Annotated in this window: 22 protein-coding genes; 13 read left to right on the forward strand and 9 right to left on the reverse strand. The window is 67.6% G+C overall.

The window, feature by feature from the left end; all coding sequences use genetic code 11:
- Window positions 1-10 precede the first annotated feature (10 nt).
- Window positions 11-487, reverse strand: a complete 477-nt coding sequence (locus tag AB0I19_RS21670; RefSeq protein WP_357150728.1) for a DUF1772 domain-containing protein — start codon at window positions 485-487, stop codon at window positions 11-13.
- A 259-nt stretch (window positions 488-746) separates the two neighbouring features.
- Here AB0I19_RS21670 and AB0I19_RS21675 point away from each other — a divergent pair, with 259 nt between their 5' ends.
- Window positions 747-1,502 carry an alpha/beta hydrolase gene (locus AB0I19_RS21675; protein WP_357150729.1) on the forward strand — a complete coding sequence of 252 codons (756 nt, stop codon included), beginning with the start codon at window positions 747-749 and terminating at the stop codon, window positions 1,500-1,502.
- A gap of 42 nt (window positions 1,503-1,544) precedes the next feature.
- Here AB0I19_RS21675 and AB0I19_RS21680 read toward each other — a convergent pair whose 3' ends face one another.
- A complete protein-coding gene (locus AB0I19_RS21680) occupies window positions 1,545-2,246 on the reverse strand; it encodes a VTT domain-containing protein (protein WP_357150730.1) in 702 nt (233 codons plus the stop codon).
- Between the two features lie 234 nt (window positions 2,247-2,480).
- On the opposite strand from AB0I19_RS21680, the gene AB0I19_RS21685 reads away from it, so the two are divergent.
- The 5 genes from AB0I19_RS21685 (at window position 2,481) to AB0I19_RS21705 (ending at window position 9,491) form a co-directional block, all read left to right on the forward strand.
- A complete protein-coding gene (locus AB0I19_RS21685) occupies window positions 2,481-4,151 on the forward strand; it encodes a cutinase family protein (RefSeq protein WP_357150731.1) in 1,671 nt (556 codons plus the stop codon).
- Between the two features lie 136 nt (window positions 4,152-4,287).
- Complete coding sequence (locus AB0I19_RS21690) at window positions 4,288-5,160, forward strand: hypothetical protein (protein ID WP_357150732.1); 873 nt, start codon at window positions 4,288-4,290, stop codon at window positions 5,158-5,160.
- Window positions 5,161-5,418: 258 nt separating this feature from the next.
- Window positions 5,419-6,768 carry a wax ester/triacylglycerol synthase family O-acyltransferase gene (locus AB0I19_RS21695; RefSeq protein WP_357150733.1) on the forward strand — a complete coding sequence of 450 codons (1,350 nt, stop codon included), beginning with the start codon at window positions 5,419-5,421 and terminating at the stop codon, window positions 6,766-6,768.
- Window positions 6,769-6,812: 44 nt separating this feature from the next.
- Window positions 6,813-7,931, forward strand: coding sequence for a nitronate monooxygenase family protein (locus tag AB0I19_RS21700; RefSeq protein ID WP_067497251.1), 1,119 nt, complete (start codon window positions 6,813-6,815; stop codon window positions 7,929-7,931).
- A gap of 114 nt (window positions 7,932-8,045) precedes the next feature.
- Window positions 8,046-9,491 (forward strand): threonine/serine exporter family protein, encoded by a 1,446-nt coding sequence (locus tag AB0I19_RS21705; protein WP_357150734.1) that lies wholly within the window; start codon window positions 8,046-8,048, stop codon window positions 9,489-9,491.
- Here AB0I19_RS21705 and AB0I19_RS21710 read toward each other — a convergent pair.
- Complete coding sequence (locus AB0I19_RS21710) at window positions 9,483-10,250, reverse strand: GntR family transcriptional regulator (protein WP_357150735.1); 768 nt, start codon at window positions 10,248-10,250, stop codon at window positions 9,483-9,485. The genes AB0I19_RS21705 and AB0I19_RS21710 overlap by 9 nt on opposite strands.
- A 274-nt stretch (window positions 10,251-10,524) precedes the next feature.
- Here AB0I19_RS21710 and AB0I19_RS21715 point away from each other — a divergent pair, with 274 nt between their 5' ends.
- Window positions 10,525-11,019, forward strand: a complete 495-nt coding sequence (locus AB0I19_RS21715; protein ID WP_357150736.1) for a hypothetical protein — start codon at window positions 10,525-10,527, stop codon at window positions 11,017-11,019.
- Here the strand turns inward: AB0I19_RS21715 and AB0I19_RS21720 are convergent.
- Window positions 11,016-13,388 carry a lysylphosphatidylglycerol synthase transmembrane domain-containing protein gene (locus AB0I19_RS21720; protein ID WP_357150737.1) on the reverse strand — a complete coding sequence of 791 codons (2,373 nt, stop codon included), beginning with the start codon at window positions 13,386-13,388 and terminating at the stop codon, window positions 11,016-11,018. The genes AB0I19_RS21715 and AB0I19_RS21720 overlap by 4 nt on opposite strands.
- A 157-nt stretch (window positions 13,389-13,545) precedes the next feature.
- On the opposite strand from AB0I19_RS21720, the gene AB0I19_RS21725 reads away from it, so the two are divergent.
- A complete protein-coding gene (locus AB0I19_RS21725; RefSeq protein ID WP_357150738.1) occupies window positions 13,546-14,472 on the forward strand; it encodes an NAD(P)-dependent oxidoreductase in 927 nt (308 codons plus the stop codon).
- 13 nt (window positions 14,473-14,485) lie between these two features.
- On the opposite strand, the gene AB0I19_RS21730 is transcribed toward AB0I19_RS21725, so the two are convergent.
- The 4 genes from AB0I19_RS21730 to AB0I19_RS21745 all read right to left on the reverse strand — a co-directional run bounded on the left by AB0I19_RS21730 (window position 14,486) and on the right by AB0I19_RS21745 (window position 17,095).
- Window positions 14,486-15,430 (reverse strand): MBL fold metallo-hydrolase, encoded by a 945-nt coding sequence (locus AB0I19_RS21730; RefSeq protein ID WP_357150739.1) that lies wholly within the window; start codon window positions 15,428-15,430, stop codon window positions 14,486-14,488.
- 78 nt (window positions 15,431-15,508) lie between these two features.
- Window positions 15,509-15,901, reverse strand: coding sequence for an RNA-binding S4 domain-containing protein (locus AB0I19_RS21735; RefSeq protein WP_357150740.1), 393 nt, complete (start codon window positions 15,899-15,901; stop codon window positions 15,509-15,511).
- A gap of 3 nt (window positions 15,902-15,904) precedes the next feature.
- Window positions 15,905-16,468, reverse strand: coding sequence for a C40 family peptidase (locus tag AB0I19_RS21740; RefSeq protein ID WP_067497265.1), 564 nt, complete (start codon window positions 16,466-16,468; stop codon window positions 15,905-15,907).
- 315 nt (window positions 16,469-16,783) lie between these two features.
- Window positions 16,784-17,095: a hypothetical protein gene (locus tag AB0I19_RS21745; protein ID WP_245655507.1), complete on the reverse strand. Its 312-nt coding sequence runs from the start codon at window positions 17,093-17,095 to the stop codon at window positions 16,784-16,786.
- A 95-nt stretch (window positions 17,096-17,190) separates the two neighbouring features.
- Here AB0I19_RS21745 and AB0I19_RS21750 point away from each other — a divergent pair, with 95 nt between their 5' ends.
- From AB0I19_RS21750 to AB0I19_RS21760, 3 genes are all read left to right on the forward strand, one after another.
- Window positions 17,191-18,372 carry an AAA family ATPase gene (locus tag AB0I19_RS21750; protein ID WP_357150741.1) on the forward strand — a complete coding sequence of 394 codons (1,182 nt, stop codon included), beginning with the start codon at window positions 17,191-17,193 and terminating at the stop codon, window positions 18,370-18,372.
- Between the two features lie 253 nt (window positions 18,373-18,625).
- A complete protein-coding gene (locus AB0I19_RS21755) occupies window positions 18,626-19,549 on the forward strand; it encodes an alpha/beta hydrolase (RefSeq protein ID WP_357150742.1) in 924 nt (307 codons plus the stop codon).
- A 192-nt stretch (window positions 19,550-19,741) separates the two neighbouring features.
- Window positions 19,742-20,032 (forward strand): hypothetical protein, encoded by a 291-nt coding sequence (locus AB0I19_RS21760; protein WP_067497270.1) that lies wholly within the window; start codon window positions 19,742-19,744, stop codon window positions 20,030-20,032.
- 101 nt (window positions 20,033-20,133) lie between these two features.
- On the opposite strand, the gene AB0I19_RS21765 is transcribed toward AB0I19_RS21760, so the two are convergent.
- Window positions 20,134-21,318, reverse strand: a complete 1,185-nt coding sequence (locus AB0I19_RS21765; protein ID WP_357150743.1) for an acetyl-CoA acetyltransferase — start codon at window positions 21,316-21,318, stop codon at window positions 20,134-20,136.
- 209 nt (window positions 21,319-21,527) lie between these two features.
- On the opposite strand from AB0I19_RS21765, the gene AB0I19_RS21770 reads away from it, so the two are divergent.
- On the forward strand, window positions 21,528-22,358 hold the full coding sequence (locus AB0I19_RS21770; RefSeq protein ID WP_357150787.1) for a hypothetical protein: 831 nt from the start codon (window positions 21,528-21,530) through the stop codon (window positions 22,356-22,358).
- 29 nt (window positions 22,359-22,387) lie between these two features.
- Window positions 22,388-24,313: a fumarate reductase/succinate dehydrogenase flavoprotein subunit gene (locus AB0I19_RS21775; RefSeq protein WP_357150744.1), complete on the forward strand. Its 1,926-nt coding sequence runs from the start codon at window positions 22,388-22,390 to the stop codon at window positions 24,311-24,313.
- The last annotated feature ends 1 nt before the right edge of the window (window position 24,314 follow it).

Genomic DNA, 24,314 nt, shown 5'->3' on the forward strand with positions numbered 1-24,314 from the left:
TGAATTCGGATCAGAACAGGATCAGTGCGGTGCACAGGCCTGCGATGGCGGTGAACTGCAGGGTGACTCGATACTTCAGGATGCTGTCCCACTTGTTTTGCAGCGCCCGGGCATCCGGCGGAATGATGCCCGACAGAGCGGCGGCGGTCTGCTGGGAATTGATCGGCTTGGCGATGCGCACGTAGAGGGCGAGCCAGGTGAATAGAGCGGCCACCGTGATTGCCGCGGCGACGGCGGCGCCTAGCTGGCCGGCCAGTAGCGCGATCAGCAGGGTGAGCACCGCGGTCACTATGCCTCCGGCGCCGATGACCGGCATGCGCTTGTCGCCGTAGTAGTGACCCCATCCCGCACTCACGGTGACCGTCGCGTCGTCGAGCTTCCGGTACACCGAGCGCATGATCACCGCTCCACAGACATCGGTGCCGTAGACGACGGCATTGGCAAGGACGGCGATGGTGGCGATGATCTGGCCGGTCGTAACAAGCATTTCGGCTTCCTTCCTGGGACTTCTCGTGTATTCCGAGGATGCTCCCCGAGGTTTGGAAGGCACTAGGAGCCGACTTGGACAGCTGTGGTGACCTAGTCATGCGCCGTGCGTGTCAGCGGGCGTGTCAGCGGGCGTGTAGGTGGGATGTCAGGGCGGTATCAGGGGACGGCGTGACAGTGGTTCTCGTAACGGCGAGAACGACTGAAAGGCAAGAGCGATGACTGCTCAGGGAACTACTCGGGGTAATGCGTGGAGCGGCATGGTCGAGGTGGACGACACCGCTCTGGCCGTGACCGACACTGGTGGCGACGGGATTCCGGTGATCTACCTGAACGGGCAGTTCGCTACCCAGGGTTACTGGAAGAAGACCATTGCCGAACTGGGTGACGGGTTCCGGCACATCACCTTCGACGAGCGGGGGCGTGGGCGGAAGTCCAAGACATCCAAGGATTACTCGTTCGAGGCGGCGGTGCGGGATGTGGATGCCGTGCTCGCGGCCAGGGGTGTGGAGCGGGCCATTGTCGTGGCGTGGTCCTATGGCGCGGTCGTGGGAGCGCACTGGGCGCAACGGAATCCGGAGCGCACCATCGGGGCGGTGCTCGTGGACGGCGCGTTTCCGTACGACTGGCTCGACGACGCGATGGAGCAGCGGATCCGGAAACTGTTCAAGCGATTGAACTGGGTGATGCTGTTGCTGCGGCCGACGGGGTTGACGCCGCGGTTGTCAGCGGCCGAGCAGGCCGAGAGCAATATCGAGCTCGGGAAACTCTCGCGGGAGAGTGCGCTGGGTCCGGTGCTGGACGCGATCACAGTTCCGGTGCGGTACGTGATCGCTTCGGGGACGTCGTTCGGCAGCAAGAAGGACGAGCAGGAGAAGATCCGCAAGGGGTTGGATTCGGCTGTCGCCCGCAACGAGAACATCGAGCTCGGTGCGAAGGTGCCGAGCAATCACGGTGCGATCCTGCGGAAGGATTTCCGGGCGATCGCGGATTCGGTGCGCGAAATCGCCGGATGAGGCCGACGGGGCCGGGAAGCGACGAACTTCCCGGCCGGCCGGTCAGGAGTTGACGCGCTCGGTGGGGTCTTCGTCGGGAGAACCCTTGCGCCGCATCCGCTTGACGACCTCGACGACGATCGGCAGCACGGAGACGGCGACGATGAGCAGGAAGATCAGGTCGACATTGTCGCGGACGACGGCGATCTGACCGAGCAGGAAGCCGAGATAGGTGACACCGGAACCCCAGGCGATACCGCCGACCACGTTGTAGACGAGGAACGTCCGGTACCGCATGCCGGACGCACCTGCCACCACGGGCGCGAAGGTGCGCACGATGGGGACGAAGCGGGCGAGCACGATGGTGATCGGTCCGTGCTTTTCGAAGAATTCGTGGGATTCGTCGATATAGCGCTTCTTGAAGAACCGGGCGTCGTTGCTCTTGAACAACGCGGTCCCACCGCGCGCACCGATCACGTACCCGACCTGATCGCCGAGGATCGCGGCGACGGGGATCAGCACGAGCAGCACCCCGATCGGCGCGAACGGTTCGATCTCGGTCGACTTCGACGCCGCGATCAACCCGGCGGTGAACAGCAGGGAATCGCCGGGCAGCAGCGGGAACAGCAACCCGGACTCGATGAACACCACCAGCAGGAGCCCGGCGAGCATCCAGGTGCCGAAGGAGTTGAGCAGGTTCACCGGGTCGAGGAAGCCGGGCAGCAGCGCGAGGTGCACGGTGTCGGCCGGGAGGTGCGAGGTCATAGTCCTACCTGGGGATGACGGGTCGGTTCACGTCGCCATTGTTCCATTCGGACGCTATCACCCGGCCCGCGCCATCACCCTCACGGCGATAGCGAGCCCACATGACCACGGAAATGGGGGCATACGGTCCCGTACGCCGCAGTAACGATCTTGCAGGTGGGGGCGACATGTTTCGTGACATGCGGCCCGTCGGGGGGCCTGCCCACCTGTAGGTCGTTCGAACGGGATCAACATATGAATCTGCGTGCGTTTCTCGCGAAACATCGCATCGCTTCTGCTGTTGCCGCGCCTGCGGCGTTGGGGGTCGCGGCCATCGTCGCCGCGTCGTTCGCGGTGACATCGAAGCCCGCCTCCCCCGAATACACCCTCACCACATCGGTGACCGAGTGCCGCGAGATGGTGACCATCTCGGTGGCCGGACGCAACGACACCCCCGTCGAGGGCACCACCGCCATGCTGCTCGACGCCAACGGCAACCCGCTGCCCGCCGCGCTGTCGGGCGACCACAGCAGTGTGTGGGTCGACCCGGTGGTGAACGCGCCACGTGACGATCTGGCCGAAGGCCAGTACGCGGCGGTGTACATCGCCTATCCGGCGGACATGTCGACCTACGAGGACGCGGTGAACGCGGGTGTCGCCAACACCCAGCGCGTGATGCGGGAGATCTCCGCGGCGTGCCCGGACACCAAGTTCTCCATCGTCGGCTACAGCGAAGGTGCCGACGTGGTTCGCCGCGTCGCCGAGGGCATCGGCAACGACGACCCGGCGGACGGCTACGGAGTAGTCGACCCCGACGACGTGCTCGGCGTGGTCATGTTCGCCGATGCCGGTCGCGGTGCCGGCGAGGGCCCGTTCATCGGCGCCGAGGACCCGTTCGCCAACCCGGACGGTTTCGACCAGAAGTACCAGGACGGCACGAAGCCGATCTCGGGCAAGGGCGTGACCACGGGCGGCGACTTCGGCGCCCTCAACGGCAAGATCGCCTCGTTCTGCTCCGAGGGCGACCTGACTTGCGCCGCGCCGGAGAACATTTCGCTGCTGCAACTGGCCGCCAACGTGGGCAGGCAGATCAATGTCGACGATCTGCAGCGCGACGGTCTCACCCCGGCGACGGGCCAGGACATGGCGTTCACCCTCGGCCGGATCGCGATGGCCGCCTTCTCCGATATCGCCGCGAACCCGAACTGGATGGCCAGCGACGAAACCTTCCTCGATGTGCTGCTGAAGGTGTCGGACCCGGATTACAAGCCGGGCGAGACCAAGGCGCCCGCGAAGGCGGACACGATTGCGGCCGAGAAGGTCTCGCCGCTGGCGTACCTGCCGCAGAAGGTGTTCAACGAGATCATCGGGCTGATCGTGACGAACCAGAACACCATCCCGGTCGCGCTGAGCGATCCGTACCAGCTCACCCTCGGCCCCAACGGCACCGGTCATCACTTCGACTACTGGCGCGATTCCGATGCGGCCAACGGTAAGCCGCTGACCTCGGCGGAGTACGCCGCCGCCTGGCTGACGCACCTGGCCAAGCAGGCGCAGGCGGGCGAGACGGTCGACGCGAAGTCGGCTCCGGAGGACTCCGATGTGACGGCCGCGCTCGCCGCGCCGACCAAGCCCGCGACCACGACCACCTCGGCGGCGCCGAGCACGTCCAAGGTCGCCGAGCCCACGTCGAGCACGTCGAAGGCGGCGACCAGCACGTCGAAGCCGACGACCACCGTCGAATCGTCGACGGTCGCACCGTCCACCACGACGGCCCCGCCGACCACCACCGAAGAACCGGCGACCAACCAGGCCGCCGCCCCGGAAACCACCACCCAGGCGCCCGCGCCGAGCACAACGGTCGCGCCGACCACCACGGTCGCGCCGAGCACCACTGTCGAGCCGTCCACCACCGCGACGAACTGATCGACGCCGAAGAACCCGGTGTGACCTCGTGTCGCACCGGGTTTTTCGTGTCCGCGCCCACCGGGAACGCACCGACATCGCGGTCCGACGCGCCGATCATGGTGACTGTGACGGGCCTCGGTGCAATGATCGGCGGGTGACTCAGTGGCTCCCACTCCTCGGCTCGCTCCCCGTCGCCGGCGCAGTTCTGGTCGGCGTGATCGCCAACAACCGAACCCACCGCGATGCACTCGCGGCGGCCGACGAGCGTGGCAGGCAGGCGCTCGACGCCGCGCAACGCCACGTCGAGCTGTCGAACATGGTCGGTGACCAACGCGATCACGAGGCGTGGCGGCGCGAGGCAGTGCTCGCCGCGGTCGCTTCGATCCTGGAGACCTCGGCGTCGGTGCGGGCCGATCTGGCCAGCTGTGGGGATTGGGAACTGCTCACCGTCGACGAGATCGACAATGTGGGCGCGCAGATCCACAAGGTGATCTGGGATCGCCCGAGCGCCATGCTCACCCGGTTGCGGGTGGTGGCCCATCGCCGCATCCCGAACAAGTGCGAAGACCTGCTGCGCACGCTCACCGCCGCCCAGCACATCACCATGCAGCGCCTGAAGCTCCATATCGATGTGGAGGCGACGGTGGAGGAGCTCGAGGAGATGGCGTCGCTGTGGCAGAAGGCGATGCGTCATGCGGCCGAGCAGGAGCGGGCGCTGGTGGAGACCACCCGGATCGAACTCGGGATCGAGATCGCCTCGAAAACCGTAGGCGCGGAACCGGCTCCGGCCCCGATGCGGGTGGTTGCCGAAACCCCGTCGCCGACAGAAGATTCCGAGGAGCCCGAGTCGGAGCAGGTGACGGAGCAACTGCAGTCCGTGCCACAGCAATCCGATGGCACCCAGTCCCAACCTGAACACTCCCCCGAGACTCAGGCGATCGCGGAATCACAGCACCCGGCCGAAAACCCGGACAACGATCCGCGCGACGCGATCGACCCACGCGAAGCCGAAACGGTCAGGGCCTGATCCTCGATCGCATGCGAGACCGACGGGCGCGCTGATTTCGCAGCTCGGTGGAACCCAGGCCAGCCCATCCGGACCGCTGTTTCCCACGACGAAGCGAAGCAGTTGTGCGCTGTGGAGTTCGGCATGGTCGCGACGTTCGGCTGACGGCACCCCGGACCACCGGGTAGCGTGGATATACGGCACGCAGGGGTGCCGTACCCGACAGCGTGGTCGATTCTGAAGTCTTTGCCATCACCTGTCCTCAGGGGGCGATCTCGCATGGATCTCATAGCGCCGTTGGATGCGCTGTTCTTGCTCGCGGAATCTCGGGAGCACCCGATGCACGTCGGGTCACTGCAACTGTTCGAACCGCCCGAGGATGCCGGGCCCGACTATCTTCGCGAACTGCGCGAAACCTTACTGGCCGACAACACCGTTCGGCCCACCTTCAGCAGGCGGCCGGCCACCTGGCTGGGTGCTCCGCAGCTGGCGTGGACCCAGGACGACCAGGTCGACCTGGATTACCACGTGCAGCACAGCGCACTGCCCGCGCCCGGCGGGATGGACCAGTTGCTCGACCACGTCTCGAGCTTGCACAGCGCATTGCTCGACCGGCACCGCCCGATGTGGGAGATGCATTTCATCGAGGGTCTGGCCGACGGCCGCTTCGCGCTGTACGCGAAGATGCACCACGCACTGATCGACGGCGTCTCCGCACAGCGGATCATGCAGCGCACCCTCACCACCGACCCGTTCGCCACCGATGTGACGGTTCCGTGGAACCTGCCACGTAAGGAGCGCACACCGCGGACCGCGCAGCCGAAGACGGGTCTGCTCGGCGCGCTGTCGTCGGCGAGTTCCTCGGCGGCCGCGCTGCTGAAAGCCACCAGGACCGGACTGCTCGAGCAGCAGCTCACCCTGCCGTTCGAGGCGCCGCGCACCCTGCTCAACGTGCCGATCGGTGGCGCCCGCAAGTGCGCGGTGCGCAGCTGGTCGATGGACCGGCTCAAGCAGGTGAAGAAGGCGACCGGCACCACCCTCAACGATGTGGTGCTCGCGATGTCGGCGGGCGCGCTGCGCGCATATCTCCTGGAGCACAACGCCTTACCGGACAAGCCGCTGATCGCGATGGTCCCGGTGTCGTTGCGCGACGAGGACGATGTCGACACGCAGGGCGTGAAAGTGGCTGCGCTGCTGTGTAATCTCGGTACCGATATCGAGGATCCGGCGGAACGCCTTCGGGTGGTGAGTGATTCGATGCGGCGCAACAAGCAGGTGTATCACGGCCTCGGTCCGCTGCAGACGCTCGCTGTGTCCGGGGCGGTGGTGAGCCCGATGGCGGCGATGCTGCTCCCGGGGTTCGCGTCGATGACGGCGCCGCCGTTCAACATCGTCATCTCCAATGTGCCCGGTCCGCGCGAATCGATGTACTGGAACGGCGCGCGCCTGGACGCGGTCTTCCCGCTCTCCATCCCACTGGACAGCCAGGCCGTGAACATCACCCTCACCTCCAATGCCGACAACCTCGATTTCGGCCTGGTCGGCTGCCGTCGCACCCTGCCCGACCTGCATCGATTGCTCGACCACCTGGAGGATTCGCTGTCGGCGCTGGAGGACGCGGCACTCTAGAAATTGGGCATTCTCCACCAAACTAGAACGTGTTACAGTTCGGTATGCGTACCGAATTCTGCGAACAGCTCGGCATCGAATTCCCGATCTTCGCCTTCACCCACTGCCGCGACGTCGTGGCGGCGGTGAGCAATGCGGGCGGACTCGGGGTGCTCGGCGCGGTCGGCTTCACCGCCGAACAGCTCGAGGTGGAGCTGGCTTGGCTCGATGAACACGTCAACGGCATCTACGGCGTCGACCTGGTGATCCCCTCGAAGTACGAGGGCAAGGGTGTCGACGGCCTGACCCCCGAGCAGCTGGAAAAGCAACTGGCGCAGATGGTTCCGCAGGGCCATCGCGACTTCGCCCAGCAGATCCTTTCCGACCACAATGTGCCGCCGCTGCCCGACGGCGAACACCACAACGAGCTGCTCGGCTGGACCGCGACCACCGCGGGCCCGCAGGTCGACGTCATCCTGAACCATCCCAAGGCCAAGCTCGTCGCCAACGCGCTCGGCACCCCGCCCGACGACGTCATCAAGCGCATCCAGGACTCCGGCCGGGTGATCGGCGCGCTGTGCGGTTCGGTCAAGCACGCGATGAACCACAAGGCCGCGGGCCTCGACTTCGTCGTGTGTCAGGGCACCGAGGGTGGCGGGCACTGCGGCGAGGTGTCCTCGCTGGTGCTGTGGCCGCAGGTGATCGAGGCGATCGGCGACACGCCGGTGCTGGCCGCCGGTGGTATCGGCAACGGCGCGCAGGTCGCCGCGGCGCTGGCGATGGGCGCGGCGGGGGCGTGGACGGGCTCGCTGTGGCTCACCGTCGAGGAGGCCAATGTGCCGCCCGCGCAGATGGAGACCTACCTCGAGGCCGACAGCCACTCCACCATCCGCTCGCGGTCGTGGACGGGCAAGCCGTGCCGCATGCTGCGCAACGACTGGACCGACGCCTGGGAATCGACCGACACTCCCGACCCGCTGCCGATGCCGCTGCAGATGATGGTGGCCCTCGACGGCGTCAAGCGCGGCCACCGCTACCCCGAGGCCGCCAAGGACGTGAACTTCAATCCGGTGGGCCAGGTGGTCGGCATGATGAACAAGGTGGAGCGCAGCGCCGACGTGATCGAGCGACTGGTGAACGAATACGTCACCGCGTGCGATCGGCTCAGCACCCTGAACTCCTGACCGTCCGGATGCCGGTGGGTTGCCGGCGCCACACCGTCGCGACGGCACTGCTCGCCTAGACTCGCGGTATCTCACCCAGGTGCACAGTGCCCAACGGTTGCGGACGGCGGTGACATGGCTTCCGAACACAGGATCAGCACGTGGGCGGCGGCGCGCAAGCGGGTCGCCGAGGCCGTGGCGACCACCCGCGCCCAGTACCCCGGCCGGCCGGCGCCGGTGGACGACCCACCGGTACCGGCCGATCTGCTGAACCTGCTGTGCCGCCTCGGCGTGGCGCTGGTCGGCTCGGGCGAGACCTCCCAGGGTGTGCAGCAGATCCTCGACCGGCTGTCCAAGCGATACGCCACCGACAACATCCATTTCATGGTGCTGCCCACGGCGGTGTTCGTGCGCGTTCGCACGCACGAGGGCTCCGCGGTCGACATGCTCGACGCGCGGGTGGGCACCCTGCCACTCGACCAGATCGCCGGGCTCTACAAGCTCATCGACAAGATCGAGCAGGACGCGCCGCCACCCGCCGAGGCATCGGCCGACCTCGACAAGATCCTGTCGGCGAAACCGGGCAGTCCGCCGTTGGTGATCCTGCTCGGTCATGTGGTGCTGACGGTCGGGATCGGCATGATGCTCAATCCCGGGGCGCGGGCACTGGTCGGGTACGTGGTGCTCGGGCTGATCGTCGGGTTGCTCACCCAGCTGGCCGACCGGTTCCGGCTGCTGAAGTCGTCGCTGCCGGTGGTCGCGGCGGCCGTGGTCGCGATGCTGTCGTTCGGGTTTCCCGGGGCGCTGGCCGGTGGTCAGCCGCAGCAATTGCTGATCCCCGCCGTTGCGACGCTGCTGCCCGGGGCGATGCTCACCAACGGCACGATCGAGCTGTCGACGGGGTCGATGGTGGCGGGGGCCAGTCGGCTCGTCTACGGCATCAACATGCTGTTCCTGCTGGCCTTCGGACTGTTCGTCGGCATCAGTCTGCTCGGGCAGTTGCAGACGGTTCCGGTGAGTTCGGCCCAATTGGGTTGGTGGGCACCGCTGCTCGGGGTGCTGCTGATCGGGTACGGGCATTCGTGGCGGTCGAGCGCACCGCAGAATTCGGTGGGCTGGCTGCTGCTCGTCCTCTACATCACCTATCTCGCGCAGTTCGCCGGTAAGGCCCTGTCGGGTCCGCTGACCGGCACGTTTCTCGGCGGGCTCGTCGCCGTGCCCGCGGCCTACCTGATCCGGAACCGCAAGAACGCACCGCCGACGCAGGTGGCGTTCCTGCCCGCGTTCTGGATGCTTGTGCCCGGCGGCATCAGCCTCACGGGCATCTCGGAGCTGGTGATGCGCACCCACGGTGGGGCCGCGAGCGGCGGGCTGGAAGTGATTGCCTCGGCATTGCTGTCGGTGATGTCGATCGCGCTCGGCGTGATGGTCGGTTCGGGCCTGCGGGCCTCCTACCCGCCGCACGTCGGACCGATCCTCGATTCGATCGTGCCCAGAGCGCACCTGCCGTGGCATCACACGGCCGACGCGCGGCACGCCGCCGAGGCCCGCCGCCACGGCGACCCAGACAGCTCAGGCTGATTCGGCCTCGGCCGCGGTTCCGGTGATGCCGAGCAGATCGTCGAACCGGGCGATCACCTTCTCGTGGTACAGCGCGAAAAGGTCGACGAACAGGGCCGATTGCGCCTCTGTCGGCTCGGATCCCGACTCCCACACCGCGAGCAGCGCACGCCAGACGAGCACGTGCAGGTCGGCGGCGACGGCGAAGTAGGCGGTGACCGCCTCGGGCACCTCGGCGACCATGTCACCGATCGTATTGAGCACCGCGCGTTGCATGCTCATCCCGAGCGCACCGAGCACCCGCCGGATCAGGGCGATCTCGGTGGCGATGATGCGCGGATAGTCGGGCACGGCGTGGCGGGCGAGCGCCTCGAGCTCGTCGACGGTTGCGGCGAGTTCGCGGTGGTCCAGCGTTTTCGCCGCGCCGGTGTAGGTGAGCAGCGCCTCGAGGACGATGCCGCGTTCCACCTCGACGATGTCGGCGAACATCTCCGCCGCGATCTCGGGCGCCGACAGGGAGAAGCGGAACAGGTGCCGGTAGGCGTCCATCCCGCCTTCGGAGCGCACATCGCGAATGGTGAAGCCCTTGCCGCGGCGCGCCTCGACGAAGCCGTAGGACTCGAGCCTGCCGAGGGTGAGCTGGGCGGTGGCCCGGTTCATCCCGAATTCGTCCGCGACCTGGCGCACCGAGGGCATCAGCTCGCCCGGCCGGTACTCGCCGGTGGCGACACGGCGGGCCAGCTCGTCGGCGACGTCGGCGACCACCGTCCGGGATCCCATCGAAGAAACACCTCTCGGTCATGATCCGGCTACGTCCCAGACAGCTTAGGCGCTGGACACGACGCTTGGCACGGTCGGCAATCCTCGCGCTGATTCCCCACCCCGGCCGATCAGAAAACCGATCCGACCGACCGGCATGTTCAGCGACCGGCAGGCAACCGACGATTCGGACAGCGAGAATTCCCGATTCTGCTGCGCGCGGATCAGACAGCGTTGCGCCGCATCGTGATTGAATGCGCACGTATCGGCGGGACCCCCGACTCTGGAGGATGCGTTGAAGCAGGTTCATTTCGTCGTATGTGCGGTCGCCGCGCTCACCGTGATCGCCGGAGCCTCCGGCTGTGGTGAGGACTCCGGCAACCAGTCCGCACATCCGAACAGCACCGTCGCGCCGACCACATCGGCCCAGGTGGTCGCCCCGCCGAGTGAGATCGTCGAGTCGACCCGCGCAGCGGTATCGAGCACGACAAGGGCGACTTCCACCGCGTCGAGGACCACCAGCGCTGCCCCCGACGAGCCCGTCGAGGACGTGGACTGCGGGCCGGTCACCGACGCCGTCGGCGGCACCCGCACGGTGATCGCCGTCGGCTCGCCGGAGGGTCGACCCGGCTGCACCGAGGCGATCAATGTCGCCTCCACCTACGTGACGACGATCCAGCCGTCCGACGAGCTCGACGTCGACGGCTGGGACTGCCACGCCCAGCCCGATCCGGCCGTCCCGTCGATCTGCGAGAAGGACGGGCTCACCATCGCGCTGCGGGCGAACTAGATCATGTTCTTCTCGCCCATCCAGCGCATGATCGGCCAGCCGAGCGCCACCGGGATCCAGCAGGTGAGCACGCGATAGAGCAGCACGGCGGGTACCGCGATCTCGGCGGGCACCCCGAAGGCGGCAAGACCACCGATCAGCGCCGCTTCCACCGCACCGACGCCGCCGGGGGTCGGCGCGGCCGAGGCGAGCGTGCCGCCGATCATGGTGACGATCGTGACGGCGACGAAATCGGTTCCGCCACCGAAGGCCTCGACGCTCACCCACAGCACGAACGCCTTGCCGAGCGTGATCACCGCCGACCCACCGACGATCACGGAGAACCGCATCGGGTTGCGGGCGAGCGCGACGACCTCGCCCACCACCTCCCGGATCTGCGGCCACACCGAATGGTTCACCCAGCGGCGCAGTTTCGGCACGAACATGAACGCGCCGATCAATCCGACGCCCACTCCGGCGGCCAGGTACAGCACGGTGGCGTCGGGCACGATGTGGGCGAGGTTGGTCGAGGTGCCCGCGACCACGCTGAACACCACGAGCAGCACCAGGTGGGTGAGCACCTGCATGGACTGCTGCAAGGCGACGGCTCCGGTGGCGCGCGCGGTCGACATGCCCGCCTGCACGAGGAACCGCACGCTCAGGGCGAGTCCGCCGACACCGGCCGGGGTGGTGGTGGCGACGAAGGTGTTGGCGAACTGTTCGAGGAACAGGTCGCGGACCCGGACCAGCCCGTCGGCACAGGCACCGAGCGCGGCCGCCGCACCGACATAGGTGAACGCGGTGATGACCAGGCCGAGCAGCGCCCACCACCAGTTCAGGGTGCGCAGCTGGCTGAAGAACGTGGGCACCTGGCTGAAGAACGGGTAGGCCACATAGACGAGCGCGACGAGCAGCACCAGCTGGATCACCTGGTTGCGGGTGAACCGGGTGAGCTGTTCGGAGCCGATGCGGTCGTGACCGGTCTGCTCCCGCACCTCTTCTCGCGCGGTGGCCATCACCTTGGCCCACTGCGGCACCGTCTTGCGGATGCCCGCCGGCATGGCCGACTTGGTGAGCCTGCTCGCGGCGGTGACGACGGCACTCTCGCCGAGTACGCCGACGGCCGCCGACACGGCCTCGTGCTTGCCGAACAGCGCGGTAGTCGACACGAGCAGCTGCGCGATGTCGGTTTGGCGCTGGGAGTCCGACGCCCCGAATTCGGCGGCGGCGAAACCGTTGAAGAGGGTGTCGCCCTGGCACATTCGCACATGGTCGGGGCGCAGGTCGCCGTGGCTGATCTGGTTGTCGTGCAGGCGGACCAGCGAACGCCACACCCCGGGCAGCACCTGCGCGGAGAGCTTGCGCAAGGGTGTGCCGCGAGGAACGGTGTGCGCGTACAGCATCCAGCCACGATTCAGGCTCGCCACCGCGACCTGATGCGCCGAGGCCATGCCGAGATCGCCGATGGCGATACCGAGCAGCGCGCGATGTTCCACCGCGCGGTGCAGCGAGCCGTGCAGTGGCGCGGTCTCGCTGGAGCGGAAGGTGAGCCAGCGCCACAGCTGGCGGATGGCACCGAAACTGCGCTGGTTCTTGCCGTACAGCTCGACGATGAGTTCGGATTCGGGCCCGTCGACAGCCGTGGCAAGCAGCAGCGGCCCGCGACCGGCGGGGCGGACCACCCGGAACGAGTTCACCGTGTATCCGCGTTCGGCCAGCACGCGCACGGCAGCGTCGAGGGGCACCTCGAGCGCGGGTGTGCCGACCAGCCAGACGATCACCGCGCCGACCAGCCAGCCGACCACCAGACCGAGCATCGCCCGCGCGGGCACCACCGAACTCACCACCAGGTGGATCGGCGCGAACATCAGCAGCAGAAACCACATCCAACGCCTCGGCCGCACCGGCAACCACGGGCTCGACACGGTGAGCATGGCGGCGAGCATGGCGATCCAGCGCGGATCGTCGAGGAACTGGGAAAGGAACGTGTCGAATCGGTCGGGCACCGGCAGATGCCATTTGGGCGTGGAGATGCCAGCCCCGGTGATCGACAGGGCCAGCACCGCGAGCAGTCCCGCCGCGCCGTAGCCGAAGAGCAGTTTCCACTGTCGGCGCACCACGAGTTCGATGAAGATGGCGAACGGCAACGCCAGGATGAGCATCCCGTAGATCAGGTAGACCAGCGTCGACTGCTCGGGACTGAGGAAGTCGACGATCTTGGCGACGGACCGTTCCAGCGCCAACCATTCGGGCCGCGTGATGAGCGAACCCGCCACCACGACGCCGACGCCCAACGACGCCGCGACCACCCGGACGATGTCACTCGTCCGCCTGATCCTCGGCTGCAGGAGACTCCCCGTGACCGGGATCTCCCGCCCGTCGACTCGCATGAGCCGCACGATACACACCGACACGCCGTGGAACCGCCGTGACATCACCCAATCTCGTAGTCGCCTTTGACCAGCGTGAACCGGGTCACAGACCGTCACATCACGACGCCGCGTCCCGTCCAGGAAGCAAGGAACCACCTCACCGGAAGGAACGATCATGCAGGTTCTGCTCGCCGGGGCGACCGGTGCCATCGGGCGCCCTCTGATCCGCGCACTCACCGCCCACGGGCACGCCGTCACCGCCATCGTGCGCAACCCGGCCAACCACGGGCTGGTTCGCGAACTCGGTGCCGAACCGGTCACCGCCGATGTTCTCGACCGCGAGGGACTGCTGCGCGCACTGGACGGCGTGCACGCCGATGCGGTGATCCACCAGGCCACCGCGCTGCGCGATGCCAAGCCTCAGCGCCGCATCCCCGCCGACGATCCGACCGGCCTGTTGCGCACGGTCGGCTCCGCCCATCTGCTCGAGGCGGCCGAGCTCGTCGGCGCGCGGCGTTTTCTCACCCAGTCGCTGATCCTCGGCTACGGCTACCGCGACCACGGCACGGTTCCGCTCACCGAACGCGACACCTTCGGCGTCTACGACGGCGGCGTGGCCGACGAAGTCGTGCGGGCGTGCGTGTCGGCGGAGGAGCAGGCGTTCGCGGCGGGCCTCGAGGCGATCGCGTTGCGCTACGGGCTGTTCTACGGTCCGGGCGCGTTCAGCGACCTCTTCGGCGACATGATGCGCAAGCGTCAGCCGGTGGGCCCGCGCGGAGAGGGCGGGGTGAACAGCTGGCTGCATGTGGAAGACGCCGCCGCCGCGACGGTGGCGGCGCTGGAACGTGGGGTCGCCGGTCGCGCCTACAACCTCGCCGACGACACCCCGATCACCTGGGGTGAGTTCTTCCGCCTGGTGCGGCACAGCAAGCAGGCGCCACGGCCGATCCGGTTGCCGCTGTGGCTGGTTCGGCTCGGTGTGCCCTATATCGCCGCGCTGATGGGTGATACGTCGATGCGGATCTCCAGCGAACTCGCGCACGCGGAATTGGGTTGGCAGCCAAGGTATTCCAGCGTCGCCGAAGGACTCACGGCCGGTTGAGCTGCTCGCCGGGTCAGGATGCGGCGACACGGGCGTTGACGGCGGCGCGGTCGTGGGCGGGGATCACTTCGATCTCCGGTGGCAGGGCGTGCAGGCGGTGGATGGTCTCGAACGCGGCGGTGCGGTCGTGGTCGACGAAATCGCCAGGGATCGGCGCCTTTTCGCGAATCAGTTCGATCTGCCGCCTGCTCCACACCGCGTCGCCCGCCAGCAGCACGCGGCTGCCGTCGTCGACCGCCAGGAGCACGCCGACGCTGCCCGGCGTGTGGCCCACCAGGTCGACGATGAGGACCGAGCCGTCGCCGAACAGGTCGTGGCTGCGACGGAAGGTGAGTACCGGTGGGCCGTCGAGGTCGTACAGGTCGAACACCCGTCCACGCAGCGGGCCACGCGCCACGGCGAACGGCGCACCGGAATCGCCCATGGCCCAGCGATATTCGGCACCCGGTACACGGATAGGCACCCAGCCGGGCAACTCGTAGAGCCCGGAGACGTGATCCCAGTGCAGGTGGGTGGGCAGCACGAAGTCGATGTCGGCGCCGGTGAGTTCGTGGTCGGCGAGTGCCTCACTCAGCCCGCGCACGGGGTCGTCGAGGGCGACCACGCGCGCGATGGGGAAGGGAAGTTCGGGCAGCACCCGCTGGTGCACGCCTGCGCAGAGGGCGGGGTCGACCAGGAAGGTGGCCTCGGGGTGGCGGATCAGGAAGGCCGACATGGTGAGCGGCGTGCAACGCAACGTCCGCGTGCCCTCGACGACCGCCGCCGTCGGTGCCGACAACTCGGCTTGGGTGAGCGCGGCGAGCGAGACGGTGTGGCGCGCCGGTGGCAGTGGCGCCTGCTCGAGGGCGGCGAGGAAGCGGGTGTCGGCGCCGCGCGGCCACAGCAGCCGTGGGCCCGAGGAGATCGCGGCGACACCACAGGTGAGAAGCGTCGTCAACATAGCTCTGTGCTCACCCATGAGTGCCACCGTAGGCGATGGTGGCGACGACCGACCACCGCAATGATTCCGCATCCACATCCAGCGAATGCCGGGCTATCAGTCGGTGCGTCCCATCAGCCGGTCCGTCTCGCGGCGTTCGCGTTTCGTCGGCCTGCCCGCACCGCGATCGCGGCGTGGCAAGGTTGCGAGGATTTCCTTCGGTGGGGGCGGCGGACTGCGGTCGATCAGGCACTGGGCGGCCACGGGCGGGCCGACGCGCTTGTGGATGATCTGCTCGACCACGACGATGCGTTCCGTCCCGGCGTGCCGGATCCTGATCTCGTCACCGCGACGCACCGGCTGGGCGGGTTTCACCGTCACCCCGTTGACGCGCACGTGCCCGGCGCGGCAGGCATCGGCCGCCGCCGACCGGGTCTTGAACAGACGAACCGACCAGGTCCACGCGTCGACGCGGGCCTGGTCGGGTGATCGTTGTTCCGCTGGGGACACCCCTTAGACGATACGGCGTGCCGTCACGACGTCGTCGGCGGAGAGCTGGGTGTAGGACACCGGGGTGCCCGACTGCACGGCGTTCAGCAGCTGACCGTTGCCGGCGTAGATGCCGACGTGGCCGCCACCGTTGGTGATGACGATGTCACCGGCCTGCAGATTGTCGAAGGACACGGGCGCACCCACGTGGGACTGCTCGAAGCTGGTGCGGGGCAGCTCGACACCGGCCTGGCGGTAGGCCCACTGCACGAGACCGGAGCAGTCGAAGCTCGACGGGCCCGCGGCACCCCAGTTGTAGGAGGCACCGAGCTTGCTGCGCGCGGCGTCGAGGGCGATGTTGCCCGCCGACTGCTGCTGCTGCTCGAAGGGGTTGTCGAACTGCACGCTCGGCAGCTGCGGCGCGGCCTGGCCCTGCGGGGCGACCATGGACTGCAGCTGCTTTTCCACCTGCTGGGCGGGCTGCTCGAGTTCGGGCGGCAGATCGAAATTGCCGAGGCCCGGAATGTTGATCGTGGCGGCCTGCGAAATCGCTGGCATCGCACCGGTTGTGGCGGCCACCGCACCCATGACGAGTGCACCCTTGACGGAATTCGGCAGACGAGAATCCCGCTGCAAGCTGTGTTTACCCACCGAGACGAGTCTCCGATCTTGCTGCTCACCCGCCGCGCTGTCGTGTTCGCTTGGACAACACGATTATTCGGCGGTGACCCGTGGCGCCGCTTCTCTGACGAAGCGACAGACTCCACTAAGTCACGAGAAGATTACGGCCTGTGATCCACGGTGTCCAGCGGTGCCCGCAAGTTGTTTTCTCACTGCCACCAAAGCCCTGTTCAGCGCGCTGCCACGGCGTGTCGAGAGGGATAACGATGGGGTCTCCCGATGTCACTGCCCGTCGCGGTCGCGCAGCGCCTGTTCGAGTTCGGCGATGCGGCTGCGGGCATCGGCGAGATCGGCCTCTAGCCGGCCAAGCGCCGCGACGACCGGACCGATGGCGATGTGGGCGACGGCCTCCACGGGGTTCATGTCGCCGGTTCCCGCCGCGAGGGCGGCCAACACGCCACGCTTGATGGTGTCGGCACGGTGCGCGCCGGGCGGCACCCGCCAGCCGGCGACGACCTGGGCGGGCGTCAGGTAGATCGGTGACGTGGCGTCCTCGTCTCGCGACGGTTGCTCCGAGCTTGGCTCCTCGAACATCGGGCTCCGTTCTTTCTCGGGTTCGCTAGCAGTATCTAGGACACGGCACAGAGTTACCGAGATTCTGCCGTGCACACGCGCTACGGTTGCCAGGCATGGACCCCGTGCGCAATCCCTATGCTCCCGGCGCCGGTCAGCGTCCGCCCGAATTGGCCGGGCGCGACAAGCAACTCGCCGCCTTCGACATCGTCCTGGAACGGGTGGCGCGCGGGCGGCCGGAGCGCAGCGTGATGCTCACCGGGTTGCGCGGAGTGGGAAAGACCGTGCTGCTCAATCAGCTTCGGTCGGCCGCGGTGTCGCGCGGCTGGGGTACCGGCAAGATCGAGGCACGGCCCGATCAGGATCTGCGCAGGCCGCTGTCCTCGGCGCTGCACATGGCGGTGCGCGCGGTCGCGATGGCGCATCGCAATCCGGAGCAGGTCGACGATTTCCTCGGCATCCTCAAGGCTTTCGCGTTGCGCGCCACCGCCGACAAGGGCATGCGCGAACGCTGGCAGCCGGGTATCGATGTGCCCGCGGTGACCGGCCGGGCCGATTCCGGCGATATCGAGATCGATCTGATCGAGTTGTTCAAGGAGGCCGCGACGCTGGCCGCCGCGATCGGGGTGGGTATCGGCATATTCATCGACGAGATGCAAGATCTCGGACCCGCCGATGTGTCGGCGATCTGCGGCGCCTGCCACGAATTGAGCCAGGATGCCGCGCCACTGATCGTGGTCGGCGCGGGTCTGCCGCACCTGCCCGCGGTGCTGTCGGCGTCGAAGAGCTATTCCGAGCGTCTGTTCAGCTATCACCGCATCGATCGGCTCGATCGGGAGTCGGCGGATCAGGCACTGATCGCGCCGGCCGAGCGGGAGGAGGTGAAGTTCACCTCCGAGGCGCTCGACTCGCTGTACCAAAGGGCCGACGGGTACCCGTATTTCGTGCAGGCGTACGGGAAGGCGGCCTGGGATCAGGCGCCCGAGAGCCCGATCACGGCCGAGGACGTGGCCGTGGCCTCCCCAGCGGCCGAGGAGGAACTCGCCGTCGGCTTCTTCGGCTCGCGCTACGAACGCGCGACCCCCGCGGAGCGCGAGTACATGCGGGCGATGGCCGATCTGGCCGGGGACGACGGCCCGGTCGCCACGGCCGCGGTCGCCGCCGAGCTCGGCCGTAAACCCGCCTCGGTCTCGCCTGCCCGCGACGGGCTCATCAAGAAGGGCCTGATCTACTCCGCCGAGCGCGGGACGATCGGCTTCACGGTTCCGCATTTCGGGCGCTATCTGCGCAGCGTATAGAAATATCTGACTCTATAGCTGTTTCACTAGACATCGATATAGATGGCTGAGGAACGCCCTCTCGACACTCCTCTTCGTAGTTCTAGATGAAACCCTAGATTCCTTTAGAGATTCCTGTGATCACGGGAACCGCCACGCCGGAGTCTTTTGCGCATCGGCTGAATAACGCGAGACATGCCCGGTTAACGCCAGGGCTACCTAGGTCGAAACACCACCACAGCCCGCGCACCCAGTCGACCAGGAGGCCCAGCCCATGGACACCACAACGGCCGAGGCCCGCCGCTGCACCGTCGTCGCCGACGACGGCACGCCGATCGCCACCCGCACCTACGGCTCCCCCGACGCCCCGATGACCGTCGTCTTCGTGCACGGCCACTGCTTGCACACCGAATCGTGGGCCCACCTGCGCGAACAGCTACGCAACCGGTGGAGTTCCGACACCAAGATGGTCTTCTACGACCACCGCGGCCACGGCGAATCCGGCCATGCCCACCACGACACCTACACCATCGACCAGCTCGCCACCGACCTCGACGCGGTGCTGCGCACCATCGCACCGGCCGGCCCGGTAGTGCTGGTCGGGCACTCGATGGGCGCCATGGTGCTGCTCGCCTACGCCCGGCTCTACCCCGAGACCATCGGCATGCGGGTCACCGGCGTCGGCCTCATCGCGGGCGCGGCGGGCGGGCTCACCGAGCTGGGTCTCGGCAGATTGCTCAACCGGCACGCCGTCGCCTCCCTGCAGCGCGCGGTGGTCCACGCACCACGCGTGATGCAGGCCTCGAAGCGCCTGTCACGCTGGGTGTTCGGGCCGCTGATCCGTGAGGGACGTGAGCGCACCCGGACGACGGCGATCGCCACGGCGATCCTCAACGAGACAGCGCTGCTCACCATGGCGGGCTTCCTGAACTCGCTGCTGACTTTCGACGAGGCGCACACCCTGCGCCGCTTCGGCGACCTGCCCGCGCTGGTGCTCGCCGGGTCGGCCGACCTGATGGTGCCGTTCACCCATTCGATCGCGCTGGCCTCGGAGCTGGCCGGTGCCGAGCTGGTCCGGATCGAAGGCGCCGGTCACAGCGTGATTCTTGAACACGCCGAGGAGGTGGCCCACGCCATCGCGGCGCTGGTGGAGCGGGCCGGTGTGAGCATTCACAACCGCTACGCCATCGCGGGCTGACATCCAACAGTTATCCGACGGCAACCGCCGAATCCCCAGCAACTTCGGGCGTAAACCGAAAAGATCAGTTACTGTGGTGGAGATCACGTTGTGTGGTGAGTCACACAGCTCGGTGCAGCGCGGCCCGGGAGCTTTCGGGCGTGCCCGTGATCCGGCGAGTCGGCATGCCCGCCATATACCCAGGAGGTAACGATGACACGCAGCGATATCGCGGAACTGCGCTACGCGGTCGGCCAACTCCGGCAATCGATCGGCGCACTGCGCTCCAACTACGGCGACGCGGCCACCGTGCGCCGGTTGGAGAACGACCTCGAGCGGCTCGTCATCGACGCCGAGGACTTCGAGCAGGCGCCCCCGCCGGAACTGGCCGTACCGCGCCGGGCGGAACCGATCTATGTTCCCGACAGCAAGTCCGACGAGGCGGCCTGGATGGGTGCGCAGGACGAGGGTCTCGGCTTCCACTCGCGGCCGAGGACCAAGTAGGAGCACGACCTCGGCGCGGCAGCCTCCGGGTTGCCGCGCCGACCCCTGTCAGCGGTGCACGGGCCTGACACACTGCCGCGTGCGCGGTGCCGGCTGATCGGTCAGGCGCGGTGTCTCCCCAATCGCCGACTGCCGCGGACACCATGGAAGCGAGCCCCGCGTGGGGTCTCCACCGGCTCGTCGGATTCGGCGGATTCGAACAGCGCGGCGATGCCGTGGTCGTGGCCGAGGGCGATGGCTTCCAACCCGAATCGTCCACCGGTACGGCCCAATTCGTGCAGCATCGTGGTCATGATCCGCAGGCCGGTGGCGCCGACGGGGTGACCGAGCGCGATGTCGGAACCGTTCACGTTGAGGCGGTCGAGCGGATCGAGTTCCCAAGCGGTGGCCAGGGCGAGCACCTCCACCGCGTAGCCCTCGTTGATCTCGAGCAGGTCGACATCGTCGAGCGTGTGGCCGGTGCGGCCGAGCAGTTTGGCAACCGCCGGTGCGGCGCCGAGCGCGGGGCCCGAGGTGTCGCAGCCCGCGGCGGCCCAGCCCGCGAGGAAGGCCATCGGGGTCAGGCCGAGCGAGGTCAGCCGGTCCTCGGCGACGACCAGGCAGGCCGACGCACCGAGCCGGTGGCTGCTCATGTTGCCCACCGTCACCACACCGTCGGGCAGCAGGGGCCGCAGGCCGGCCAGGGTGTGGGTGGACAGGTCGTCGCGCACGCCTTCGTCACGGCCGATCTGGTGACCACCGTGTCGCGGGCCGACATCCACGGGAACCACTTCCGCGCCGAACGCGCCCTGACGCCAGGCCCGCGCGGCTTTGCGATGGCTGGCCACGGCGAATTCGTCGGCCGCGGCGCGGTCGATCCCGTAGTAGCTCGCCAGGCCCTCGGCATTGTGCAGGCCCTCGATGCCACCGGGTAGGCCGGCCGGGGTGGTCACGCATTCCACTCCCCCGGCGACCACCACGTCGGCGGCGCCGGTCTGCACCATCATGGCCGCGGTGATCACGGCCTGCAGCCCACTGCCGCCGTGCCGGTCGGTGAGAAAGCCGGGCACCGCGAACGGCAGCCCGGCGCCGCGGGCGGCCAGCGCACCGACGGCAGGCACGTTCGCCAGGCCACCGTCGACGCAGGCCATGGCGACGTCTTCGATGCGTAGCGGGTCGATGCCGGAGCGTTCGATCACCGCCGAAAGGACCGTCGTCGCCAGCCACTCGGCGGGCATTCCCGACAGCGCCCCGCCCTCCACCCCGCTCGGGGTGCGGACCGGCGCCACGATCGCGGCTCTTCTCATGGCCATAGGGCACCACACGTTTGTTGCACCGGCATGACGCGGCTTCACAGGCGCAACGCTGTGATGGAGATCACCGCCATGCGGGGCAGGTGAGTGCGTGCGACCCGACTCGAGCGGCCGGAACACAGGCGTATGGTGCTCCACATCACAGTCCACAGCGGTGGGGAATGATTGCCGCCGCACACCTGCAGAGCAGCGAGGCATCGACCGTGAGTGCCGCACCGACCACCGCCCCCGCCGCGGGGACCGGCGTCTTCAGCCGGACAAGGGCCCGTATCGCCGCGCGCACGTTGCGCACCGACCGCTGGTGGCTGCCGCCGCTGCTCACCACCCTCGGCCTGACCGCCTTCGTCGCCTACGCGACGGTCAGATCGTTTGTGCGCACGGCCTATTGGGTGCCGGAGTACCACTATCTGACGCCGTTCTACTCCCCCTGCCTGAGCGATTCGTGTGTGCCGGGTTCGAGTCATTTCGGTACGCCGTTTCCCGAGCTGCCGATGTGGATTCCGCTCGGGTTCGTGGTGCTGCCGTTCCTGCTCGGGTTCCGGCTCACCTGCTACTACTACCGCAAGGCCTACTACCGGTCGATGTGGATGTCGCCGCCGGCGTGCGCGGTGGCCGAACCGCACGCGCGCTACAGCGGCGAGACGCGGTTGCCGCTCATCATCCAGAACGCGCACCGCTACTTCTTCTATGTGGCGCTGGTCGTTTCATTGATCAACACCTACGACGCCCTGTCGGCGTTCCACGGCAGCGGCGGCGGTTTCGGCTTCGGCCTGGGCAATGTGGTGTTGCTGGTGAACGTCATCCTGCTGTGGGCGTACACGCTGTCGTGCCATTCGTGCAGGCATATCGCGGGCGGCAGGCTCAAGCATTTCTCGGCTCACCCGGTGCGGTACTGGTTCTGGACGCAAGTGTCCAAACTCAACACCCGCCACATGGCGCTGGCCTGGACCACGCTCGGCACCCTCGTCCTCACCGACTTCTACGTGATGTTGGTGGCGAGCCAGACCATTTCGGATCTGCGGTTCGTGAACTGAACCGCGACAACGCGAGGAGCTTCATTTCGATGCCAGAGGTGGAACGGCACGACTACGACGTCGTGGTGATCGGGGCGGGCGGCGCGGGTCTGCGAGCCGTGATCGAGGCACGCGAGCAAGGCTTTTCGGTAGCGGTGGTGTGCAAGTCGCTGTTCGGCAAGGCGCACACCGTGATGGCCGAGGGCGGGTGCGCGGCCTCGATGGGCAATGCCAACGAGAAGGACAACTGGCAGACCCACTTCAAGGACACGATGCGCGGCGGCAAGTTCCTCAACAACTGGCGGATGGCCGAGCTACACGCCCGCGAGGCGGCCGACCGGGTCTGGGAGCTGGAAACCTATGGGGCGCTGTTCGATCGGACGCCCGACGGCCGCATCTCCCAGCGCAACTTCGGCGGCCACACCTACCCGCGTCTGGCGCATGTTGGTGACCGGACGGGGCTGGAACTGATCCGGACCATGCAGCAGAAGATCGTGTCGTTGCAGCAGGAGGACTACGCGGCGACCGGCGATTACGAGGCGCGGATCAAGGTCTTCGCCGAGTGCACCGTCACCGAGCTGCTCACCGAGGACGGAAAGATCGCCGGCGCGTTCGGCTACTACCGTGAGTCGGGGCAATTCGTGCTGTTCCGGGCGCCAGCGGTGGTGCTCGCGACCGGCGGTATCGGCAAGTCCTACAAGGTCACCTCGAACTCGTGGGAGTACACCGGCGACGGGCACGCCCTCGCGCTGCGCGCGGGCGCCACGCTGATCAATATGGAGTTCCTGCAATTCCATCCGACGGGCATGGTGTGGCCGCCGAGTGTGAAGGGGATCCTCGTCACCGAGGGTGTGCGCGGCGACGGCGGCGTGCTGAAGAACTCCGAGGGCAAGCGGTTCATGTTCGACTACATCCCGCCGGTGTTCAAGGGCCAGTACGCCGAGACCGAGGACGAGGCCGATCAGTGGTTGCGCGACAACGACTCCGCGCGCCGCACTCCCGACCTGCTCCCCCGCGACGAAGTGGCACGCGCGATCAACGAGGAGGTGAAGGCGGGTCGCGGCACCGAACACGGTGGGGTGTACCTGGATATCGCGTCCCGGATGCCCGCCGAGGAGATCGTGCGGCGGTTGCCCTCGATGCATCACCAGTTCAAGGAGCTGGCCGATGTGGACATCACCGCCGAACCAATGGAGGTGGGGCCCACCTGTCACTACGTGATGGGCGGCATCGAGGTCGATCCCGACACCGGTGCGGCCGTGGTGCCCGGATTGTTCGCTGCCGGTGAGTGTTCCGGCGGCATGCACGGTTCCAATCGGCTCGGCGGAAATTCCCTGTCGGACCTGCTGGTATTCGGCAGAAGGGCCGGCCTCGGCGCCGCGGCCTACGTCGGCGGGCTGACCGAGCGCCCCGCACCCACCGACGCCGATATCGAGTCGGCGGCGAAAATCGCTCTCGCACCGTCCGATCCGCCGACCGACGGCGCAGGCGAAAACCCCTACACCCTGCACGCCGAGCTGCAGGAGACGATGAACGACCTCGTCGGCATCATCCGCAAGGAACACGAGGTGCGCGAGGCCATCGACAAACTGGCCGACCTGCGCGCCAGGTACGCGCGGGTCACCGTGGTCGGCAACCGACACTTCAACCCCGGCTGGCACCTGGCGCTCGACCTGGCCAACATGCTGCTGGTGAGCGAATGCGTTGCCCAGGCGGCGCTGTTGCGCACCGAGAGCCGAGGTGGACACACCCGCGACGACCACCCGGGCATGGATCCGACCTGGCGCAATTCGCTGCTGGTCTGTGCGCTGGATCCGGCGCACTCGGACGGACTGGTTCCCGGCGTCACCGTGACCCGCAAGGAACAGACTCCCATGCGCGAAGACCTGCTGGCACTGTTCGAATTCTCCGAGCTCGAAAAGTACTACACCGAGCAAGAATTGGCGGCCCATCCGGCGGCCGAAGGAAAGGCGTGAC

This window comes from Nocardia sp. NPDC050413, assembly GCF_040655475.1.
In the GTDB taxonomy this organism is placed as follows: Bacteria; Actinomycetota; Actinomycetes; order Mycobacteriales; family Mycobacteriaceae; genus Nocardia; species Nocardia coubleae.

Excerpts from the sequence above, each read along its gene's own strand:
- AB0I19_RS21670 (WP_357150728.1), bottom strand. The coding sequence starts at position 487 with ATGCTTGTTACGACCGGCCAGATCATCGCCACCATCGCCGTCCTTGCC.
- AB0I19_RS21675 (WP_357150729.1), top strand. The coding sequence starts at position 747 with ATGGTCGAGGTGGACGACACCGCTCTGGCCGTGACCGACACTGGTGGC.
- AB0I19_RS21680 (WP_357150730.1), bottom strand. The coding sequence starts at position 2,246 with ATGACCTCGCACCTCCCGGCCGACACCGTGCACCTCGCGCTGCTGCCC.
- AB0I19_RS21685 (WP_357150731.1), top strand. The coding sequence starts at position 2,481 with ATGAATCTGCGTGCGTTTCTCGCGAAACATCGCATCGCTTCTGCTGTT.
- AB0I19_RS21695 (WP_357150733.1), top strand. The coding sequence starts at position 5,419 with ATGGATCTCATAGCGCCGTTGGATGCGCTGTTCTTGCTCGCGGAATCT.
- AB0I19_RS21700 (WP_067497251.1), top strand. The coding sequence starts at position 6,813 with ATGCGTACCGAATTCTGCGAACAGCTCGGCATCGAATTCCCGATCTTC.
- AB0I19_RS21705 (WP_357150734.1), top strand. The coding sequence starts at position 8,046 with ATGGCTTCCGAACACAGGATCAGCACGTGGGCGGCGGCGCGCAAGCGG.
- AB0I19_RS21710 (WP_357150735.1), bottom strand. The coding sequence starts at position 10,250 with ATGGGATCCCGGACGGTGGTCGCCGACGTCGCCGACGAGCTGGCCCGC.
- AB0I19_RS21720 (WP_357150737.1), bottom strand. The coding sequence starts at position 13,388 with ATGCGAGTCGACGGGCGGGAGATCCCGGTCACGGGGAGTCTCCTGCAG.
- AB0I19_RS21725 (WP_357150738.1), top strand. The coding sequence starts at position 13,546 with ATGCAGGTTCTGCTCGCCGGGGCGACCGGTGCCATCGGGCGCCCTCTG.
- AB0I19_RS21730 (WP_357150739.1), bottom strand. The coding sequence starts at position 15,430 with ATGGGTGAGCACAGAGCTATGTTGACGACGCTTCTCACCTGTGGTGTC.
- AB0I19_RS21740 (WP_067497265.1), bottom strand. The coding sequence starts at position 16,468 with ATGGGTGCGGTGGCCGCCACAACCGGTGCGATGCCAGCGATTTCGCAG.
- AB0I19_RS21745 (WP_245655507.1), bottom strand. The coding sequence starts at position 17,095 with ATGTTCGAGGAGCCAAGCTCGGAGCAACCGTCGCGAGACGAGGACGCC.
- AB0I19_RS21750 (WP_357150741.1), top strand. The coding sequence starts at position 17,191 with ATGGACCCCGTGCGCAATCCCTATGCTCCCGGCGCCGGTCAGCGTCCG.
- AB0I19_RS21755 (WP_357150742.1), top strand. The coding sequence starts at position 18,626 with ATGGACACCACAACGGCCGAGGCCCGCCGCTGCACCGTCGTCGCCGAC.
- AB0I19_RS21760 (WP_067497270.1), top strand. The coding sequence starts at position 19,742 with ATGACACGCAGCGATATCGCGGAACTGCGCTACGCGGTCGGCCAACTC.
- AB0I19_RS21765 (WP_357150743.1), bottom strand. The coding sequence starts at position 21,318 with ATGAGAAGAGCCGCGATCGTGGCGCCGGTCCGCACCCCGAGCGGGGTG.
- AB0I19_RS21775 (WP_357150744.1), top strand. The coding sequence starts at position 22,388 with ATGCCAGAGGTGGAACGGCACGACTACGACGTCGTGGTGATCGGGGCG.